An 18,328-nucleotide genomic window follows, 5' to 3' on the forward strand; every position below is an offset into this window, starting at 1 on the left:
ACTCGGATGTTGTGCACATGAGCGATAACACTGCTACCCCGGCTGCCGCTACGCCAGCGGCCAAACCTTCGCGGCGCTGGCCGTTTCTGTTGCTCGGGCTGTGCCTGATCGCCGGCGTGGCGGGCGGATTCGGCTGGCTGCTGCTCAAGCCCAAGGCGCCGCCGGCCGAGCTGGCCAGTGACAAGCTCGGTCTCAGTCGCCCGGACGCGTTGCTGGAAACCCGCTCCTTGAGCCAGCTGCCTAAAGACCTGCTGACGGTGCCGTTCCTCAAGGCCACGCTGACCGAGGATTTCGTCTTCTATTACGAAACCCACGCCGATCGCCTCGGCTTGATTGGCAGCTTGCGGCGGATCGTCTACGAGCACGATCTGAAATTGCAGGACAGCCTGATCGAGCAGCTTTTCGATCAACCGGCCGATGTCGCGCTGTGGCGTGGCGCTGATGGTCGCTTGAAGGATTTTCTGTTGGTGATGGATCGCGGCGGGCTGGCGAAACTGCTCGAGCCGCTGGCGAAAGTCGCGCTGGATGACAGTCAGCTCAGCGTCATCGACAACCTCAAGGTCGGTGGCGACGAAGTCCCGCTCTATCAGCTCAGCTACAACGCCAGCAAATCGCTGTTGTTCGCCTCGCGCGGCGACAAACTGGTGGTGTTGTCCAACCCGGCCAAGTACTACGACCCTGAACACGGCGCGTCTGAAGAATCCGGCCACGTTTCCTCGCAAGCGCTGGCGGCGCTGCTCAACGGCGAAAAACTCTTTCCCGAAGCATTCGGTCTGCCGGCGAAGAGCCCTGAAACCAAGCAGCGGCTGTCGGTCAATGCCAGCGTGCTTGCCATGGGCTATCAGCGCTTTATCCCGAATTTCGCCGGGCTGCGTTTCGACATGGACGACAAGGGCTGGCACAGCTACCTGGCCATGGACGAGCTGGAAAACCAGCCGGATTTCGATTTCAAACCGGTGTGGCAGGCGATGCCGCTGGGCGCCAGCGCCTGTGTGACCCTGCCGGTGGCAGCCGAACCGCAGAAGCCGCTACTAATGAAGCTCGGCGCCGACGACGCCGTGGCGCAGACGCTGACCGAGCACGTCGCCGGTGCGGCGGGCCTGTGCTGGTACGCCGATTCACGCTTGTACACGCCGCTGCTGGTGGCCAGCCTGAAAGACGAAGACAGCAGCAAGCTCGACGGCGATCTGGGCAAGCTGTTCGGCTCGATGGTCGGCGCGTTCGAGCCCAACATCGCGGAAAACGTGTTCCCAGTGGTCGAGAAGCAGGAAGGCCAAAGCCACGTCTGGCAGCGCCAGGTCAGCTCCAGTTTCGGTCCGTATGCGGCGAAGACTGCGCAGAACCCGGAGGCGGTATCCGGCAAGGCGTTCATGAAGGTCAGCCTCGCCCGACACGGCTCGACGCTGCTGTTTTCGCTGGACGACAAACTGCTCGACAAGGCCCTCGGCACCCTCGACAAACGCTTCCCGCCGATGGCCGACGTATTGCCGAAAGACGTGCTGATGCCAATCTATTTCGGCCCGGATTCGATGGCCCAGCTGATGCAGCAGGAAACTCTCGACAGCCTGCCGCAGGACATGGAGCCGGTGTTCTACAACGCCGCACAAACCTATCTGCTGCCGAAACTGCGCGCCCTTGGCGGCTACGGTAAATACGCCCTGACCTTGCCCGAAGGCAGTGAGCCGGACGGCCACTGGCAGTGGCTGCCGCTGGAATGGAAAGCGCTGTGACGACATTGATCCGCAGCCTCGGCCTGCTCGCGCTGTTGCTCAGCGCGGGCGCCCGCGCCGTCGACTCTCTACCTTTAAAAGCCCCGGCGCTGGACCCTGCGCAATCGCAGGTGTTCCGCGCCTGGTTCGTGCGCATTGCCCAAGAGCAACTGAGCCAGGGCCCGAGCCCGCGCTGGTATCAGCAGGATTGTGCCGGGCTGGTGCGCTTCGCCGCCAACGAAGCGCTGAAAGTCCACGATGACAAGTGGCTGCGCAGCAATGGCCTGTCCAATCGCTACCTGCCGCCAGAGCTGGCGCTCAGCGACGAACAACGCAAGCTTGCGCAACAGTGGCAGCAGGGCGGCGGCGAGGTCGGGCCGTACGTCAACGCGATCAAACTGATTCAGTTCAACAGTCACTTGGTCAGCCGCGATGTGTCGCAGGCGCGCCCCGGTGACCTGATGTTTTTCGATCAGGGCGACGACCAGCACCTGATGATCTGGATGGGCCGCTACATCGCCTATCACACCGGCACCACCACTCCCACAGACAACGGCATGCGTTCGGCAAGCCTGCAGCAACTCATGACATGGAAGGACACCCGATGGATACCCGACGCAGCCAACCCCAACTTCATCGGCGTCTATCGACTGAATTTTCTCTCCCAATGACCGGTGCCCGCATGTTGCGACTCTGCTCCCGAATTCCACTGCTGCTCGCACTGTTGCTGCCACTGGCGAGCGTGAATGCTGACGATTCGGTCGAACCCAGCGGCTACACACCGGTGTCCGGCGAAAGCTTCTTTCTGCTTGCCGACAGCAGTTTCGCGGCAGACGAACAGGCCATGGTGCGCCTCGAAGCGCCCGGCCGTGACTACCGGCGTTTCCGCATGGAACCGTATGGCGGCGCCGACATTCGCGTGTACCGCATCGACAAACCGCTGGATTTTCTCAAGCGTCAGAAGAACCTGCACCGGGTGGTCAGTGACGGCCAGTTCAAGGGTGAAGGGCTATCCAATACCCTCGCGTATCTGTGGGACAACTGGTACCGCAAATCCCGTCGGGTGATGCAGCGTGCGTTCTCCTACGAGTCGCGCAAACAGGTCACCGAAGAAGTGCCGGAACTGAAAATGGGCGACGCCATGGCCGCGCCGACGCCGTACGACGCGCAGCCGCAATTTGCACTGATTCCGGGCCTGCCGGTGGTCAGTCAGTTCCGCTATCCGCTGTGGCAGGCCAAGCCGATCCAGCCGCCGGCCGGGGTCGATCTGGCCGGTTCTTCAAGCGATTTCGTCAGCGTCGCGCCAGGCAACGTCTACATTCCGTTGGGTCATCTGAAACCGGGCCTGTACCTGGTCGAGGCGCTGATCGGCAAGTACCGCGCGACGACCATGGTCTTTGTGTCCAACACCGTGGCGGTGAGCAAGATTGCCGGTGACGAACTGCTGGTCTGGGCCGCACGCAAACACGAAGGCAGCTCGGTGCCGAAGGTCAATGTGCTGTGGACCGACGGCCTTGGTGTAATGAGCAGCGGCGCCACCGACAGCGATGGTTTGCTGCGCCTGAAACACGTAAGCCCCGAGCGTTCATTCGTCATCGGCGAAGACGAAGAGGGCGGCGTGTTCGTTTCGGAAAACTTCTATTACGACAGCGAAATCTACGACACCAAACTGTATGCCTTCACCGACCGGCCGCTGTATCGCCCGGGGGATTGGGTTTCGCTGAAAATCGTCGGTCGCGAATTCAAGAATGCCCGGGATTCGGTATTGCCGGGCGCGGCGGATGTCACCGTTAGCGTGCTCGACGCGACCGGTACCGAGTTGCAACACCTCGACCTCAAACTCGATTCGAAGGCCGGTACGCAGGGCCGTTTCCAATTGCCGGACAATGCCGTGGCCGGGGGGTACGAGATCCGTTTCAACTACAAGGATCAGGCCTACAGCAGCGCCTTCCGCGTCGCCGAATACATCAAGCCGCACTTTGAGATTTCCCTGAATCTGGCCAAGCAGGATTACCGCACCGGCGAGCCGGTCAAAGGCAGTCTGGTGCTGCTCTACCCGGACGGAAAACCGGTGGCCAATGCCAAACTGAGCCTGAGCTTGCGCGCCCAGCAATTGTCGATGGTCGACAATGAGCTGCAATATCTGGGGCAATTCCCGGTGGAACTGACCAGCGCCGAACTGACCACCGACAGCAAAGGCAATGCGACCCTCGACCTGCCGGCCGCCGACAAACCGAGCCGCTACATGCTCACCGTGTTTGCCAGCGATGGCGCGGCATATCGGGTCAAGACCACCAAGGAAATCCTTATCGACCGTGGCGCGGCGAGTTTTCGCTTGAGCGCGCCGCAACGCTTCAGCGCGGTCGGCGACAAGGTTGACTTCAGCTACGCCAACGAGGGCGGCAGCGAGCAGAGCAAAGCGGTGACGCCAAGCAGCTATGGCTGGGTGCGTCTCGAAGACCAGAGCACCGGCGAAGGCAAACTCGCCGCCACCGACAAAGGCTTCAGCCTCGCGTTCGAACGTCCGGGCACCTACAACCTGACGCTGAAGGATCAGCACGGTCGCGTCCTCGGCGCCACTGGCCATTCAGTGACTGGCGATGGCGTAAAAGCCGTGCCGGGGACCGTCGAGATCGTCCTCGACAAGCCTGAATACAAGGCCGGCGATGAAGCGCTGGCGCTGATCACCTTCCCCGAGCCGGTCAGCGATGCATTGCTGTCGCTGGAACGCGACAAGGTCGAAGCCACCGCGCTGCTGGCCAAGGGCGCGGACTGGCTGAAGCTGGAAAAGCTCAGCGACACGCAATACCGCGCGCGCATCCCGGTAAAGGACAACTTTGCGCCGAACCTGACCTTCTCCGTGCTTTACACCAAGGGCGGTCAGTACAGCTTCCAGAACGCCGGGATCAAAGTGGTCGCGCCGCAGATCGACGTGGCGATCAGCACCGACAAAGCGGTGTATCTGCCGGGCGATACGGTCACGGTTGACCTGACCACGCAATTCGCCGGCAAAGCCGTGCCGGCGCACCTGACGGTCAGCGTCGTCGATGAAATGGTCTATGCGCTGCAACCGGAAGTCGCGCCGACCATCGACCAGTTCTTCTATCACCCGCGCCGTAACAACGTGCGCACCAGTGCCAGCCTGTCGTTCATCAGTTATGACGTGGCGTTGCCGGGCAGCCCCGGCGCACCGGGCAAGGCCAACCGCAGCGAGCGCGGGGTGAAAGTGCTGGAGCGGCCGCGTCGCGAAGACGTCGACACCGCCGCCTGGCAGCCGGAACTGCTGACCGGCGCCGACGGCAAAACCCGTTTCACCTTCAAGATGCCGGACTCTCTGACCCGCTGGCGCATCACTGCTCGCGCGATCGCCGATGACGGTCAGGTCGGGCAGAAGAAGCAGTTTGTTCGTTCGGAAAAACCGCTGTACCTGAAGTGGAGCGGGCCGAGCAAATTCCGCCAGGGCGATCAGCCGCAACTGGGCGTGTTCGCGTTCAGCCAAGCCGAGAAACCGTTCAAGGCTGAACTGGTCACTCGTTATGCCGGTGCTGAGCAGCGTCTGCCGGTGACCTTGAACAACGGCATTAACTACCTGCCGATCCCGGCGTTCGCCCTGGCTTCCGGTGAATGGACGGCGGAACTGGTGCAGGACGGCAAAACCGCTGACGCCTTGGCGGTGCGCCTGAGTGCAACCGGCGATGGCTGGCAAGTGACGCAAACGCAAAGTCTCGAGGTTGCCAGCGGTGATACGCCGTTGGGTCTGCCGGCCGATGCCACGGATATTCGCCTGCGTCTGGATGACAGTCCGCAAGCGCTGTTCCGTTCCGCCCTTGATGATCTGCTCAGCTACCCGTACGGCGGCGTCGAGCAGACCGCCAGCGGTTTGCTGCCGCTGAGCATTGCTTATCCCTCGCTGGCGTCGAACCCGCAGATTCGCGATCGCTTGCGCCTGATCATGCAAAACAGCCGCTTGCGGCTGGTGCAAATGGCCGGGCCGTCGGCGAGCTTCACCTGGTGGGGTTATGACGGCGAGCCGGATGCATTCCTCACGGCCTACGCTTACTACGCCGACTGGAACGCCAGTCAGGTGCTCGAGCTGACCTTGCCGCCGGAGCATTGGCAGCGGGTGCTGGAGGTCTACGCCAAGCAAGCGCCGAATACGCCGCTACTGCAACGGGCGCTGATTCTGTCGTTCGCCAAACAGATGCATCTGCCGGTGAACACGCTGCTCAGCGGTTTGATCGACGATCTGGCCAAGGCCGGTGAGGGCAGTGCAGAAACCGTGCTGGACGATGGCGAAGACAGTCTGGTGATGAACGATCCGGATTCGGCGCGCGGTCTGGCGGCGGCGCGGGTATTGACCGCCTCACTGGCCACGCAAGCGAAAGTGACATTGCCGGAAGCGTTCAATCGTCAGGTGTCTGCGGCACAACAACGTCTGGCGGTCAGCTCGCAGCCCTTCGTTGAAGCGCTGGACCTCTCGCTGCAACCGTTCGATCAGGGCCGTGCGACAGCGCTGCTGCAACGTCTGCTGCCACAGCAATCGACCCTCGAACGCGCGCTGGCGCTGACCTGGCTGCAACGCAGCATCGCCCAGGCGTCGCCGACCATCGCCCTGACACCGGGTGAAGGCTGGAAGAAACACTATGGCGCGAGCGGCGAGATGTACTGGATCTGGCAGGGCCCGACGCCGGTGCCAAGCGTGTTGAGCGTGTCCGGCACACAAGAGCGTCCGCTGCGCGCGGCGCTGAGCTTCCAGACCCAACAGCCAGCGGTCGATCCGATGGCCGTGACCATCACCCGTCGTCTGTCGCGACTGGTGCCGGGCGACGAAGCGTTCACCTTCAAACTCGAGCCGGTCGGCAGCAAACCGCTCTCCAGCGACAGTCTGTATCTGGACGAAGTGATCCTCACCAGCAAAGCGCCGAAACCGCTGCGCTACGGCATGCTCGAAGTGCCGCTGCCACCGGGCGCCGATGTCGAGCGCACCACCTGGGGCATCAAGTTGCAGGGTAAAGACGGCAGCGAGCCGACCGCGCTGGAAAAGGCCCGTTTCGAGCCGGGGCAACTGGCCTACGCGGTGCCGGTGGATGCGCTGAGCGGTGAACTGCGCCTGCGCCATCTGGTGCGTTTCTCGCAAAAAGGTCAGTTCAACCTGCCGCCGGTGCGTTTCAAACAGGTCTACGCGCCGCAGCATCAGGCTCAGGAAACCAAAGCCGCGCTCGGCCAGGTCACGGTCAACTGACATGACCCGGCCGCTGCTGTGGCTGTTGATCGGGATCATGCCTGCGCTGGCAACGGCGCAGGACGAGCCCTTACGCCTGGCTTATCAGGGCGAACTGTTGTCGCTGAGCCAAACGCAACTGATCGCGCGCGAGCCGTTGCCTCCCTCGCTGGAGGCGCCGCTGGGCAGCCTGTGGAAATTGTTCGTATACGCATGGCTGGTCGATACCGGCGCGCGTGAGCCGGCTTATGAATGTCGCGGGCAGTCGAAAGAAGAAGTCTATTGCTGCACCGCGGGCGGCAAGATCGAGCGCGATCAGGCGTTGGTGAAATCCTGCGGTTTGTATTTTGAACCGGCGCGGTTGGGCGTTTCTGCTGCCGATTGGCGCAGCTATTGGCAGGCGCGACAGGCACCGCCGTGGTTGCTCGATCTGCCCTCGGTGCAGCCAGCGCAGCGGGTTTCCGTTGTGGAGTTGCTCAAGGTGCTGGCCTCGCTGCCGGCGCAGGATCAGGCGCGGCGGGTGTTGCTCGACGTGGTGCTGAACGCGGCGGACGGCAATGTCGTCGGCGAACTGGGCGGGCGCTTGCGGGTGAAAACCTGGAGCTGGCTCGGCGATCACGATCCGCAGTCGCGTCAGGGTGGCTTTGCCGGCTGGACGGCGGATGGTGCGCCGGTCTGGGCCGGCGGGCGTGGCACCAGTCAGATGGTCTTGCGGCATTACGGTCAGGCACTGGCGACGGTTTTGCCAGCGGCATGGCCGGCAGAAGCGGGGCGTTGTGTCGAAGTCGGGCTGTTTTCGAAGTACCCGCTTGCGAGGGTTTCGGCGGGCGAGCGAACAGTGATCTCCGGACCGTTACTGGGTGACTACCGCGTCGAATTCGCCAACGGCAATGCGCTGGATATCCACAGCAACGGCGAATTGTTCCTGCTCAACGACAAACTGGTCGCCCGGCTTGATCGTGAGGAGTATGTCGCCCGCGTCCTCGAGCGTGAAGCCAAGGCGCAACCCGCCGAAGCCGCCAAAGCCCTCGCTGTGGCGATCCGCACCTACCTGTTGCAAAACGCCACGCGCCACGGCGACTGCCTGAGCATCGACGACAGCAGCAACCGCCAACGCGTCGCGCCTCGCCCGGCCTCTGCCGAATCACGCAACATCGCCGCCTGGACTGCTGATCTGGTCCTCGCCGGCAGCACCGTCACCTATCACTCCGAGCAACCCGGCCCGGACAAACTCGCCTGGCAGCAAGCCGTCGAGCAGGCCAACGCCGGCCAGCGCTACGACGCGATTCTGCTGCACGCCTACCCGCGCGCCAGCCTCAGCCGCTGGGACAACCCGGTCGCCTCCTGCGAAGCGCTGCCCGCCGCGCAAGACTGGCTGCAAAAACAGCGACGCGGCTGGCGGCCGAAGCTTGCCAGCGAAACCGGCTACAACGAAGTCAGCACTTTCGCCGTATGCAAACTTGCCTTCGGCCGGCCCTTCGTCGACCGCGAACGGCAGCGCATCTACGTACGCGGCGTTCTGACGCTGCAGGATCGCCTCGACCTGACTCACGAATACCTGCACCTGGCTTTTGAAGCACACCCCAACGGCCAGGACGAAACCTACATCGAAGGGCTCGCCCGTCACCTTTTGCTGGAATAGACCATGACACTCCGTTATCCACAGGTCTTGCTGCTGCTCTGCACGCTGACCGCGCTGGCGCCGGCCCAAGCCGCCGACAGCGTCAAGCTCGACACCCCGATCAGCGGCTGGCGCAGCGGCGCCCCGGAAGGCGAGGGCGAGAGCTTTCGCCAGACCGTCAACTACCCGGCTTCGTCGGTAAACACCCCAATCGGCCAGGCCAGCACCGCGCGCATCAGCGGCGAAATCAAAGCGACGGCCAAAAACAACCAGCCCGGCCGCCTGATCGTCAACGGCGTCAGCATGCCGCTGAAAATCGACGCCAGCGGCCGCTTCGACCGCCCGTTCTCCTTCCCCAACGGCAGCAACAGCGTCGAAGTGCGCAGCCCCGACGGCCAACAACGCCACCGCACCCAGTTCCTCAACACTCGCGGCGGCGCCACCCCGGCCAAACTGCGCGTACTGCTGGCGTGGGACAGCGACGGCACCGACCTCGACCTGCACCTGATCACCCCCGACGGCGCGCACATCTGGTACGGCAACCGCGTCGCCCCCAACGGCGCCGCCCTCGACGTCGACGTCACCACCGGCTACGGCCCGGAAATCGCCGCCATGCCCGCGCCGATCAAAGGCCAGTATCTGGTGTATGTGAATTATTACGGCGGTGGCTATCGCGAGGATGACGAGGGCGCGGGCGAGGCGGTGCAGGCGTTGACCACGGCGCAGGTGACGGTGATCACCGAGGAAGGCACGCCGAGTGAGAAAATGGAGACGTTTTTGATCCCGATGCGGGCGGTGGGGGAGTTGACGTTGGTGAAGTCGTTTAGTTATCCGTGAGGGGATTGGTCAGCAGGTTGCTGACCAATTGTTCTTGATCGCTTAGTGCACTAATTCTGGTCGAAAGCTGCTGGTAGCCAATCGCTTGAGCGCAATTTCCAAAGACTGATCATCGAACAGCTTGCTTTTGCGAGCCGCAGCACCGGCACCGCCATCCCAGCGTTTTAACGCCTCACGTATTGCAGGAACAGTCGCAGGCACCCCTTCCTGGTTCAACAGCCAATCAACTGTGGCCAATAACTCCATGCCAAAGGGCGATTCGAAGCCGTCAATCAGTTGAGCCGTGCGCTCCAATGCTTGCGAATAGTCCTTCGCCTCAGTCTTCAGATACGTCTGCAAGAACGCTTTGCGCTCTTGATCAAACCAGATCACATCACTAATGCCTGCATCACTGATGCGTTTGTCACAGTGAAGATAACTGCCATCGAGGTTATCGAGCAGATGTTCCAGCCGGTTGGCGTATGGCCCATATTTGTGCGCGACAAATTTTAGATTTAGAGGGTTCTCTGTATCCGGCAACTGCTCAATTGCGCGCTCAAGAAACCAGGCCAGCTTCTGAATTTCCAGCAGACTGCACTGCATGCCTAAAACCCAATAGCGACGAACCAGTTCGGCGATAAGAGCGCGGGCAGGCGTGAGTTTTTCTACACCCGTACGCTTGGCGACATTCAGATACTGATTGGACGGCTCGAATACCAATACATCAGCATCCAGGTCCCCCAACACGTCGACAATCTGCTCACGGACTTCGGTCCACTTCAAACCGCCATTGCCAGCACCCAACGGTGGAATCGCGACGGATTTCACATCGTTTTCAAGCAGGAACCGCCGCAGATCATGCAAGCCTTCGGTTATCCATGCCATTTGCGACGGCGACCGCCAGTGGCGCTTGGTAGGAAAATTCACAATCCAGCGAGGGCCATCGAGTTCGTCGGTGGCAGTCACGTGCATTTTGCCGGTTTCTACTTCCCCGGCCTTACATGCCGCTGCATACACGCGGTAATTCTGCGCAAAGCGCTCTTTGAACATCAGCGCGATGCCCTTACCCATGACGCCAACGGTATTCACCGTGTTGACGAGGGCTTCGGTTTTGGCTTCCAGCAGGTTGCCTTGGGTGAATCTGATCATTGGAAATACCACTTGGGGCGCGCATGAACCGGCAACGTCAGGCCTTTTGCGGCAACGTCTGCTTCTATGCGTACTTTCATTGCATCGGTGTGGTACATGATGCCCAGTAGTCCCGTAATCGGTAAGTGATGGTGGATCAACGCCTCAGCCTGATAACGCTCCATTTTGCGAGGGTCATCAGGGAAGTCGTTCGGTTATTGGTGATCCCCGGCTAGTCTGGAAAGACCCCGCAAAGCGCATTGCCCTGATAGCCATGAACAACTGGCCCCAGCACCATGAACGGGCCGCAGGCATAGAACGGCGAAGGTACAGTTTGTTTTGAATTGAGCAAAACGATTTCCTCGCCATACGCGTCACGTCCGAAGGACTGCTCGGAGTACGACGAACACACGGGCAATTTCAACGGCACAGGAATGATCAGCGCCCAAACCGTGATGCCGCACCATTCACGCGTGGGTGTTGATTGCACGGTTCGGGTGACCGCTGGGTGGATCGAGCGAGCGTTAAGGGCTTTGTACTCGTCAGTTTTGAGCGTGGTTTTCTCAGGCAATGCCACGATGGTACCGACGCAGCCGGAGATGCAAAAGCTCAAAGCAATGAGGATGGTCAATTGAAAAGGTGAGGGGCGATAAGCGAGACGCATATGTTACTTCCTTGTACGCGTTTTTATTTTAAAAAATGATTCGCCTCGGACGGCTTGTATCTGGTAAATCACTTCGTATCAGGTGCGGGATGGCAAGCGATCATGCGCAACCTCGTAAGCAGCCTCACGCTCGCGTTTGCCGATAGCGACCACGAACACCAAGATTTCCTGGTCAAGCACCTGGTAGATCAATCGATAACCGGCACTTTTCAATTTCACTTTGTAGCAATCCGGTAGCTCACGAAGGCGATTGGCTTCGATTCGAGGATTCTCCAAAACCTCAGCCAGTTTCTTTTTGAACTGTTGGCGAATCGTATCCCCTAGCTTGTTCCATTCTTTTAAAGCACGACGATCAAACTCAAGCTCATAAATCATCCAGACTCACCTTGACTCGCTGCGGTGAGGCGAGGCGTTCGGTGACGACGGCGATGAGCGCTTCATCTTCTTCGCTGAGCAACGCCGCTTTGAAAGGTAGCTTGCCCCGCTCGGCGACGTATTGAAGCGTTTGGCGCAGAAGCTCGGAAGGCGTGACGCCAAGCTTCTCCAGTTCGGCAAAGGAGCGTTGCTTCAGCTCATCGTCGATACGGATGTTGATGGAGGCCATGATGAGATACCTGTAGTGACGTTTGTCGTTACGGTAGCAAGGTGACAGAAGCTAGACAAGTGCAAATTCGGCTTTCGGACGGGTAGGGCTGCCGCTCTTTCAGGCATTAAAAAGCCGGCTTGTGGCCGGCTTCTCGGGGACTGGCTTGGCTTATTTTTGGTAAGCCGCGCCAGCCTTCAAAACGTACATCCGGATCTTGCGTCCGGCTGTGGGACTTGGTCAGACGTTGGTCTGCCGCGTCGGGCGTCATCTGAGCCGCGGGAGCGGGTCGATGCGCAAATGTGGGGCGCAGGATACTGAGTTTTGTTAGGGATTCCCAGTCTGAAGTGCGGTTTAGAGCGACCGCAGTCGAACAAATTTTGGATTTGTACCGATTATCAGGGCCTCATCGCGAGCAGGCTCACTCCTACAGGGGGGCTATGTAGGCCCTGATATCAGAGAAACGGCACCACCGGCCGGCGCTTGCTCACCGTCGACCACCAGAACACCCAGCCCAATATGTGAATCCTTTGCTCCTCGATCTGTGCCGGGCGGAAGACCTCGTCGGGGTATTCGGCGCTGTTGTGGCTGCGCAGGCGCAGGCCGTTGCCGGGCATGCGGTGCAGGTATTTGATGCGCAGCATGCCGTCGTGTTCGATGGCGTAGATTTCGCCGTCGACGACCTGGGTCAGGCTGCGGTCGATGGCGACGATGGAGCCGTCTTCGATGCGGTCGGCCATGCTGTTGCCGATCATGTGGGCGCAGATGGCGTCGCCGGGGCGCACTTCCAGCTGGTCGAGGTGGGCGCGCAGCAGGCGGATCGAGAGGTCCGGGTCCTGGATGACGTGGGTCTTGTCGGAGCTGTCGAGCGGCGTTTCCTTGAAGAAGGCCAGTTCGACATCGTTGGGGTGGATGAATCGGTAGCTGCCCTGCGGGTCGTTGGCGTCGAAATGGTCGCCATTGCTCGCCGGTGGGCTGAGGCTTGGGGATTCCTTGGTGCCTTCGCCGGTTTTCAGCCATTCGCTATTGACGGACAGCAGGCGTGAGACTTCTTCCATGCGATACGCCGGGACGCCCCGGGTGTACCAGTTGTGGACATTTTGGGCTTCCGTGCCCCAGAACTTTGCGAAACCCGTCGTCGAGATGTTCGCAGCTTCCAGGAGTGCCTTGAATCTTGGACCGCTAGTGTTCTTTCTCATAAACACGGAGTCTACGGCCGTGCCAGAGCGGTTTGAATAAACCGCGCGTTCAAAATCGGGCTGAATTTTGCGACGGGATGTAAGCCGCACTTGTGGGAAATTACACGGCTTAAAACTTTTCTGTAGTCCGCTCTAAACAGCTTGTTTAAGCGAGCTTTGGCCGGACATAAAAAACCCCGGATCAACCGGGGTTTTCTCAAGCATCACGCAGCGAGCCGTCGCTTAGCCTTTGTAGGCGGCAACCGACTTGATGATCGCTTCGCGGGCGGCGTCTGCGCCGGCCCAGCCTTCGATCTTGACCCATTTGCCTTTTTCGAGATCTTTGTAGTTCGCAAAGAAGTGCTCGATCTGCTGGATCAGCAGTGGCGGCAGGTCGGTGTATTCCTTCACGTCGACGTACAGCTGCGACAGCTTGTCGTGTGGCACTGCGATGACTTTGGCATCGCCGCCGCCGTCGTCGGTCATGTTCAGAATGCCGACCGGACGTGCGCGGATCACCGAACCTGGGGCAACCGGGTAAGGGGTCACGACCAGCACGTCGAGGGGATCACCGTCGTCAGCCAGAGTGTTCGGGATGTAACCGTAGTTGGCCGGGTAGAACATTGGGGTGGCCATGAAACGGTCAACGAACAGGCAATCGCTGTCTTTGTCGATTTCGTATTTGATCGGCGCGTGGTTGGCCGGAATCTCGATCGCGACGTAGATGTCGTTCGGCAGGTCTTTGCCAGCCGGAATCTTGCTGTAGCTCATTGGGCGTTGCCCCCGTAGTTGACCAAAAACACTTGGCCGGATTGACCAAAAAGTGGCGGCGATTATAGGCATATTCTGCCGTCGACGCCATGGACCGAAAGTCGTGTGCAGCTTAGTCGTGCGCCTGATAGACCGGGTCTGTGGCCTGAAGTTGCCGCAACCTGCCCAACGGGTCCTGGCGGTAGAAAAGCTGCAACTGCGCGTACACCTGCGGATAGGCCTCGTGCAGCAGATCCGGGGCGCTGAAGAAGTATTCACTGGTGACTGCGAAGAACTCCGCCGGGTTCTCCGCCGCGTACGGATCGATGGCGGTTTCGGCATCGGGATCATGGTCTAGCTGGCGGTTGAGATCGTCGTAGGCCGCCTGCATCACCTCGGCCCAGTCGCTGACGCGCATGTCGGCATGCAACGGCGGCAGGCCGTTGGCATCGCCATTGAGCATGTCGAGTTTATGCGCCAGTTCGTGAATGACCAGGTTATAGCCTTCCCAGCCACCGCTGGCCATGACGCCCGGCCAGGCGAGAATCACCGGCCCCTGTTGCCAGGCTTCGCCGCTGTGCTCGCCGTCCCACTCATGCTCAATGCCGCTGGCGTCGCGATGGCGTTGCGGGCTGAGGAAGTCGTCGGGGTAGAGGACGATCTCATGAAAGCCTTGATACCAGTTCAAATCACCGAGGTTAAGCAGCGGCAACTGCGCTTGGGCGGCGAGCAACAGGCGTTGTTCCTGATGCAGTTCGACGCCGGGCAGGGCACTCAGGTGTTTGTCTTCGAGGAACAACACACAGGCGTCGCGCAGCCACTGGTCTTGCGCAGCGCTGAGGCCATCGAGAAAACTCAGGTGATGCCGCACCCGTTGCCAGACATCGTCGGCAATCGGGTGCTTTGCCAGAATGCGTCGGCGACGCCAGGCGCTCAACAACCACATTGCTTAGTGCGATTGCGCTTTGGTGCCGCCGAAACGGCTGCGCACCACACCGATGATCATCGGCACCAGCGACAGCAGGATAATGGCCACCACCAGCAGCGACAGGTTCTTCTTGATGAACGGCACGTTGCCGAAGAAGTAACCGAGAGTGACCAGGCCGCCGACCCAGAGGATCGTGCCGAGTACGCTGAAACCGAAAAAGCGCGGATACGGCATGCGTGCGATGCCGGCGACGAATGGCGCAAACGTACGGATGATCGGCAGGAAACGCGCCATGGTCACGGTCTTGCCGCCGTGCTTGTCGTAGAAGTCGTGGGTTTTTTGCAGGTAGTCGCGGCGGAATATTTTCGAGTTGGGGTTGCTGAACAGCTTCTCACCCGCCGTACGACCGATCACGTAGTTGGTGCTGTCGCCGAGAATGGCCGCGAGCATCAGCAGACCACCGAGCAATACCGGGTCCATGCCACCACCCGCCGCCACGGCGCCGGCAATGAACAGCAGCGAGTCGCCCGGCAGGAACGGCATCACCACCAGACCGGTTTCGCAGAAGATCACCAGAAACAGGATGGCGTAGATCCATGGCCCATAGTTGTTCACCAGCAAATCGAGGTAGACGTCGAGATGCAGGATAAGGTCGAGCGGGTTGAAATCCATGGAGGCACCTGTATGGCGGCCCGACTCGGCAGGCCTGTGCGGATGACTTCGTGTAAGCCTACAGCGGGGTGTAGTTTTTCTTACAAGCCGGAAAGCTCGCGATTATACGGTCTGGCAGGAGGAAAGCGTGTCGGTTTTGTCGCGAGGAGTGTCGCCTGTGATCAATTGTCAGGCAGACCCGACGTGTGGCGAGGGAGCGCGCTCCCTCAGCACCCGGTCGGTGGCGATCAGAGCTCGTCGCTGATCGGCAATACGTAGTTCTTGAACTCGGTGTCTTCCTTGAATCCGATGGATTCATAGGTTTTTTGTGCCACTTCGTTGTCGGCGCTGGTGGAGACGCGCATGCGCACGGCTTGGGTTTCCTTGGCCATTTTTTTTGCGGTGCGGATCAGATTGTCCGCGACCAATTGCCGACGGGCGTCTTCGGCGACATAGATGTCGTTGAGAATCCACACGCGCTTGAGCGACAGCGAGGAGAAGCTTGGATAGAGCTGACAGAACCCCATGAGTTTCTTGTCGTCATCATCGGCCAGGGCCAGGTAAATCACCGATTCCTTGCGGCGCAGGCGCTTTTCGAGAAAGGCGCGGGAGGAATCCGGGTAAGGCAGGGAACCGTAGAACTCGCGATATTTGACGAACAACGGGGTCAGCAAATCCAGATGTTCGAGGGTCGCTTGAATAATCCGCATGATAGGTCTCGTCTTCAAGTGGCTGTCTTCAACTGCTCTGACGGCGATGGGAAACCCTGGCGGCCGTGCTTCGATCCTGCCTGAAACCAGCGCAGAAAGGCAATGCGGAAACGGTTCAGGCGGGCGGCGGGTCGAGCAGGAAATTGCCCTTCATGTTCACCTCATCGTCCGGCTCCAGCGTCTGCACCTGGGCTTCGTCCTTCAAGTTGACCCCCGACAGCTGCCGTCGACAGGCTTCACGCATCAGATACAGCAGGCGATGCGCCGCCATGCCGTAGCTCAATCCCTCCAGGCGGACATTGGAGATGCAATTGCGGTAAGCGTCGGTCAGGCCGACCTTGGGCGCATAGGTGAAATACAGGCCGAGGCTGTCCGGCGAACTCAGGCCCGGCCGCTCGCCGATCAGCATCACCAACATTTTCGCCCCGAGCAACTGGCCGATTTCGTCACCGATGGCGACGCGGCCCTGTTCCACCAGCAGCACGGGCGCGAGCGACCAGCCATCGGCGCTCATCTGTTCTTCCAGGCGCTTGAGAAACGGCAGGGTATGCCGATGCACGGCCAGGGCCGACAAGCCGTCCGCGACGACAATCGCCAGATCGACGCCGCCCGGATGGGCGCTGGCGTAATCACGCAGGGATTGCGCCGACTCGTCGCTGAGCTTGCGGCCCAGGTCCGGGCGTTGCAGATACGTGTGGCGATCCGGCGCCGCGCTGTGCAGCAGCAGGCTTTGGCGCCCGCCCTCCTGCAACTGTGCGCTGAGCCCGGCATGATCGAACGGCAGGTGCACCGCATCGCGCGCCTGCGCATGGGCAAACTGGAAATCCAGCTGAGCGCTGGTCGGCAGGCTGGTGCCAGTGCGGCCCAGAGCAATGCGCGCCGGGGTCAGGCGGCGCAGTTGCAGCCACGGGTTTTGCGGGTCCACGGGCGGTTTTTCCATGCGAGTCATCCCAATTGCGCCAGCGCCTGGCGGAAGGCCGGCGGCAGATTGTTACCAAAGCGCACCTTGCCATCGGCTTGCGTGAAGATGCCCATGTTGGCCAGCCACTGCTCGAACTCCGGCGCCGGTTTCAGGCCCAGGGTCTGCCGGGCGTAGAGGGCGTCGTGGAACGAGGTGGTCTGGTAATTGAGCATGATGTCATCGGAGCCGGGGATGCCCATGATGAAGTTGATCCCGGCCACACCCAAGAGCGTCAACAGGGTGTCCATGTCGTCCTGATCGGCTTCGGCGTGGTTGGTGTAGCAGATGTCGCAGCCCATCGGCACGCCAAGCAACTTGCCGCAAAAATGGTCTTCGAGGCCGGCGCGGATGATCTGTTTGCCGTTGTAGAGGTATTCCGGGCCGATAAATCCTACGACCGTGTTCACCAGAAACGGCTTGAAATGCCGCGCCACGGCGTAGGCTCGCGTCTCACAGGTCTGTTGATCGACGCCATGGTGGGCATTGGCCGACAGCGCACTGCCCTGACCGGTTTCGAAATACATCAGGTTCTGCCCGAGCGTGCCGCGGTTCAGGCTCAACCCGGCGTCATAGCCTTCCTGCAACACATTCAGATTGATACCGAAACTGGCGTTGGCCGCTTCGGTGCCAGCGATCGACTGGAACACCAGATCCAGCGGCACGCCACGGTTGATCGCCTCGATGGAGGTGGTGACGTGGGTGAGTACGCAGGCCTGGGTCGGAATGTCGTAGCGCTGGATGATCGCATCGAGCATTTCCAGCATGGCGCAAATCGAGGCAATGCTGTCGGTGGCCGGGTTGATGCCGATCATCGCGTCGCCGTTGCCATAGAGCAGGCCGTCGAGAATGCTCGCGGCGATCCCGGACGGCTCATCGGTCGGGTGGTTGGGTTGCAGGCGGGTCGACAGGCGACCTTTCAAGCCGAGGGTGCCGCGGAATTTCGTCACCACGCGAATCTTTTGCGCCACCAGCACCAGATCCTGTACGCGCATGATCTTCGACACGGCCGCGACCATTTCCGGCGTCAGGCCGGGGGCCAGCAGGCGCAGACTGGTTTCGTCGGCGGCGTCGCTGAGCAGCCAGTCGCGAAAGCCACCGACGGTGAGATGGCTGACGACTGCAAAGGCCTGCTTGTCGTGAGTGTCGATGATCAGTCGGGTGACTTCATCGGCTTCGTAGGGGATCAGCGCTTCCTGCAGAAAATGCGTGAGCGGGGTGTTAGCCAGGGCCATTTGTGCGGCGACGCGCTCGCCGTCATTGAGCGCGGCGATTTCCGCGAGAAAATCCCCCGAGCGTGCCGGGCTGGCCTTGGCCATGAGGTCTTTGAGGCTGTCGAAGCGGTAGGTCTGCGCGCCGACCGTGTGAGCAAAACTGGCCATTCAGCGTTCTCCGTGACGGCGCAGATACC

General features: G+C 60.7%; 16 protein-coding genes and 1 pseudogene. 5 read left to right on the plus strand and 12 right to left on the minus strand.

Going from position 1 to position 18,328, the window contains the following annotated elements; all coding sequences use genetic code 11:
• Window positions 1-17 precede the first annotated feature (17 nt).
• The 5 genes from J3P75_RS03785 to J3P75_RS03805 are packed head-to-tail and all read left to right on the plus strand — an operon-like array spanning window position 18 to window position 9,388.
• Entirely contained in the window at window positions 18-1,730 is a 1,713-nt protein-coding gene (locus tag J3P75_RS03785; RefSeq protein ID WP_434709369.1) for a DUF2138 domain-containing protein, read from the plus strand.
• Window positions 1,715-2,380, plus strand: a complete 666-nt coding sequence (locus J3P75_RS03790) for a DUF1175 domain-containing protein (RefSeq protein WP_434709370.1) — start codon at window positions 1,715-1,717, stop codon at window positions 2,378-2,380. The genes J3P75_RS03785 and J3P75_RS03790 overlap by 16 nt, the downstream gene beginning before the upstream one ends.
• Entirely contained in the window at window positions 2,377-6,951 is a 4,575-nt protein-coding gene (locus J3P75_RS03795) for an alpha-2-macroglobulin family protein (RefSeq protein WP_434709371.1), read from the plus strand. The genes J3P75_RS03790 and J3P75_RS03795 overlap by 4 nt, the downstream gene beginning before the upstream one ends.
• 1 nt (window position 6,952) lies before the next feature.
• Window positions 6,953-8,572 (plus strand): DUF2300 domain-containing protein, encoded by a 1,620-nt coding sequence (locus tag J3P75_RS03800; RefSeq protein ID WP_434709372.1) that lies wholly within the window; start codon window positions 6,953-6,955, stop codon window positions 8,570-8,572.
• Window positions 8,573-8,575: 3 nt separating this feature from the next.
• The gene (locus J3P75_RS03805; RefSeq protein WP_434709373.1) at window positions 8,576-9,388 is read left to right on the plus strand and encodes a YfaP family protein; all 813 of its coding nucleotides are present in this window, start codon (window positions 8,576-8,578) and stop codon (window positions 9,386-9,388) included.
• A gap of 42 nt (window positions 9,389-9,430) precedes the next feature.
• On the opposite strand, the gene darG is transcribed toward J3P75_RS03805, so the two are convergent.
• The 12 genes and pseudogenes from darG to J3P75_RS03865 all read right to left on the minus strand — a co-directional run bounded on the left by darG (window position 9,431) and on the right by J3P75_RS03865 (window position 18,299).
• Entirely contained in the window at window positions 9,431-10,516 is a 1,086-nt protein-coding gene (gene darG / locus J3P75_RS03810) for a type II toxin-antitoxin system antitoxin DNA ADP-ribosyl glycohydrolase DarG (protein ID WP_434709374.1), read from the minus strand.
• Window positions 10,513-10,695, minus strand: a pseudogene (locus J3P75_RS03815) (DarT ssDNA thymidine ADP-ribosyltransferase family protein); the annotation flags it as partial. The gene darG and the pseudogene J3P75_RS03815, both read right to left, overlap by 4 nt.
• A gap of 32 nt (window positions 10,696-10,727) precedes the next feature.
• Window positions 10,728-11,159, minus strand: coding sequence for a hypothetical protein (locus tag J3P75_RS03820; RefSeq protein ID WP_434709375.1), 432 nt, complete (start codon window positions 11,157-11,159; stop codon window positions 10,728-10,730).
• Between the two features lie 78 nt (window positions 11,160-11,237).
• Window positions 11,238-11,534, minus strand: a complete 297-nt coding sequence (locus J3P75_RS03825; RefSeq protein WP_434709376.1) for a type II toxin-antitoxin system RelE family toxin — start codon at window positions 11,532-11,534, stop codon at window positions 11,238-11,240.
• Window positions 11,524-11,763, minus strand: a complete 240-nt coding sequence (locus J3P75_RS03830; protein ID WP_434709377.1) for a type II toxin-antitoxin system RelB/DinJ family antitoxin — start codon at window positions 11,761-11,763, stop codon at window positions 11,524-11,526. The genes J3P75_RS03825 and J3P75_RS03830 overlap by 11 nt, the downstream gene beginning before the upstream one ends.
• Before the next feature lie 434 nt (window positions 11,764-12,197).
• Entirely contained in the window at window positions 12,198-12,941 is a 744-nt protein-coding gene (locus tag J3P75_RS03835; RefSeq protein ID WP_434595185.1) for a S24 family peptidase, read from the minus strand.
• Between the two features lie 222 nt (window positions 12,942-13,163).
• Entirely contained in the window at window positions 13,164-13,691 is a 528-nt protein-coding gene (gene ppa, locus J3P75_RS03840; protein WP_320389505.1) for an inorganic diphosphatase, read from the minus strand.
• Window positions 13,692-13,803: 112 nt separating this feature from the next.
• Window positions 13,804-14,616 carry a zinc-dependent peptidase gene (locus J3P75_RS03845; RefSeq protein WP_434709378.1) on the minus strand — a complete coding sequence of 271 codons (813 nt, stop codon included), beginning with the start codon at window positions 14,614-14,616 and terminating at the stop codon, window positions 13,804-13,806.
• Window positions 14,617-14,619: 3 nt separating this feature from the next.
• A complete protein-coding gene (locus tag J3P75_RS03850) occupies window positions 14,620-15,270 on the minus strand; it encodes a DedA family protein (RefSeq protein WP_093097959.1) in 651 nt (216 codons plus the stop codon).
• Between the two features lie 227 nt (window positions 15,271-15,497).
• Window positions 15,498-15,959: a GNAT family N-acetyltransferase gene (locus J3P75_RS03855; RefSeq protein WP_007958617.1), complete on the minus strand. Its 462-nt coding sequence runs from the start codon at window positions 15,957-15,959 to the stop codon at window positions 15,498-15,500.
• A gap of 115 nt (window positions 15,960-16,074) precedes the next feature.
• Entirely contained in the window at window positions 16,075-16,899 is an 825-nt protein-coding gene (gene eutC, locus J3P75_RS03860) for an ethanolamine ammonia-lyase subunit EutC (RefSeq protein ID WP_434709379.1), read from the minus strand.
• A gap of 5 nt (window positions 16,900-16,904) precedes the next feature.
• Window positions 16,905-18,299, minus strand: coding sequence for an ethanolamine ammonia-lyase subunit EutB (locus J3P75_RS03865; RefSeq protein ID WP_434709381.1), 1,395 nt, complete (start codon window positions 18,297-18,299; stop codon window positions 16,905-16,907).
• Window positions 18,300-18,328: the final 29 nt, after the last annotated feature.

The sequence above is a fragment of the Pseudomonas sp. R1-1 genome, from assembly GCF_051132135.1.
Classification (GTDB): domain Bacteria; phylum Pseudomonadota; class Gammaproteobacteria; order Pseudomonadales; family Pseudomonadaceae; genus Aquipseudomonas.

What these genes read in the sequence shown, in the direction of transcription:
- J3P75_RS03785 (WP_434709369.1), top strand. Translation starts at nt 18, where the DNA reads ATGAGCGATAACACTGCTACCCCGGCTGCCGCTACGCCAGCGGCCAAA.
- J3P75_RS03790 (WP_434709370.1), top strand. Translation starts at nt 1,715, where the DNA reads ATGGAAAGCGCTGTGACGACATTGATCCGCAGCCTCGGCCTGCTCGCG.
- J3P75_RS03795 (WP_434709371.1), top strand. Translation starts at nt 2,377, where the DNA reads ATGACCGGTGCCCGCATGTTGCGACTCTGCTCCCGAATTCCACTGCTG.
- J3P75_RS03800 (WP_434709372.1), top strand. Translation starts at nt 6,953, where the DNA reads ATGACCCGGCCGCTGCTGTGGCTGTTGATCGGGATCATGCCTGCGCTG.
- J3P75_RS03805 (WP_434709373.1), top strand. Translation starts at nt 8,576, where the DNA reads ATGACACTCCGTTATCCACAGGTCTTGCTGCTGCTCTGCACGCTGACC.
- darG (WP_434709374.1), bottom strand. Translation starts at nt 10,516, where the DNA reads ATGATCAGATTCACCCAAGGCAACCTGCTGGAAGCCAAAACCGAAGCC.
- J3P75_RS03820 (WP_434709375.1), bottom strand. Translation starts at nt 11,159, where the DNA reads ATGCGTCTCGCTTATCGCCCCTCACCTTTTCAATTGACCATCCTCATT.
- J3P75_RS03825 (WP_434709376.1), bottom strand. Translation starts at nt 11,534, where the DNA reads ATGATTTATGAGCTTGAGTTTGATCGTCGTGCTTTAAAAGAATGGAAC.
- J3P75_RS03830 (WP_434709377.1), bottom strand. Translation starts at nt 11,763, where the DNA reads ATGGCCTCCATCAACATCCGTATCGACGATGAGCTGAAGCAACGCTCC.
- J3P75_RS03835 (WP_434595185.1), bottom strand. Translation starts at nt 12,941, where the DNA reads ATGAGAAAGAACACTAGCGGTCCAAGATTCAAGGCACTCCTGGAAGCT.
- ppa (WP_320389505.1), bottom strand. Translation starts at nt 13,691, where the DNA reads ATGAGCTACAGCAAGATTCCGGCTGGCAAAGACCTGCCGAACGACATC.
- J3P75_RS03845 (WP_434709378.1), bottom strand. Translation starts at nt 14,616, where the DNA reads ATGTGGTTGTTGAGCGCCTGGCGTCGCCGACGCATTCTGGCAAAGCAC.
- J3P75_RS03850 (WP_093097959.1), bottom strand. Translation starts at nt 15,270, where the DNA reads ATGGATTTCAACCCGCTCGACCTTATCCTGCATCTCGACGTCTACCTC.
- J3P75_RS03855 (WP_007958617.1), bottom strand. Translation starts at nt 15,959, where the DNA reads ATGCGGATTATTCAAGCGACCCTCGAACATCTGGATTTGCTGACCCCG.
- eutC (WP_434709379.1), bottom strand. Translation starts at nt 16,899, where the DNA reads ATGGAAAAACCGCCCGTGGACCCGCAAAACCCGTGGCTGCAACTGCGC.
- J3P75_RS03865 (WP_434709381.1), bottom strand. Translation starts at nt 18,299, where the DNA reads ATGGCCAGTTTTGCTCACACGGTCGGCGCGCAGACCTACCGCTTCGAC.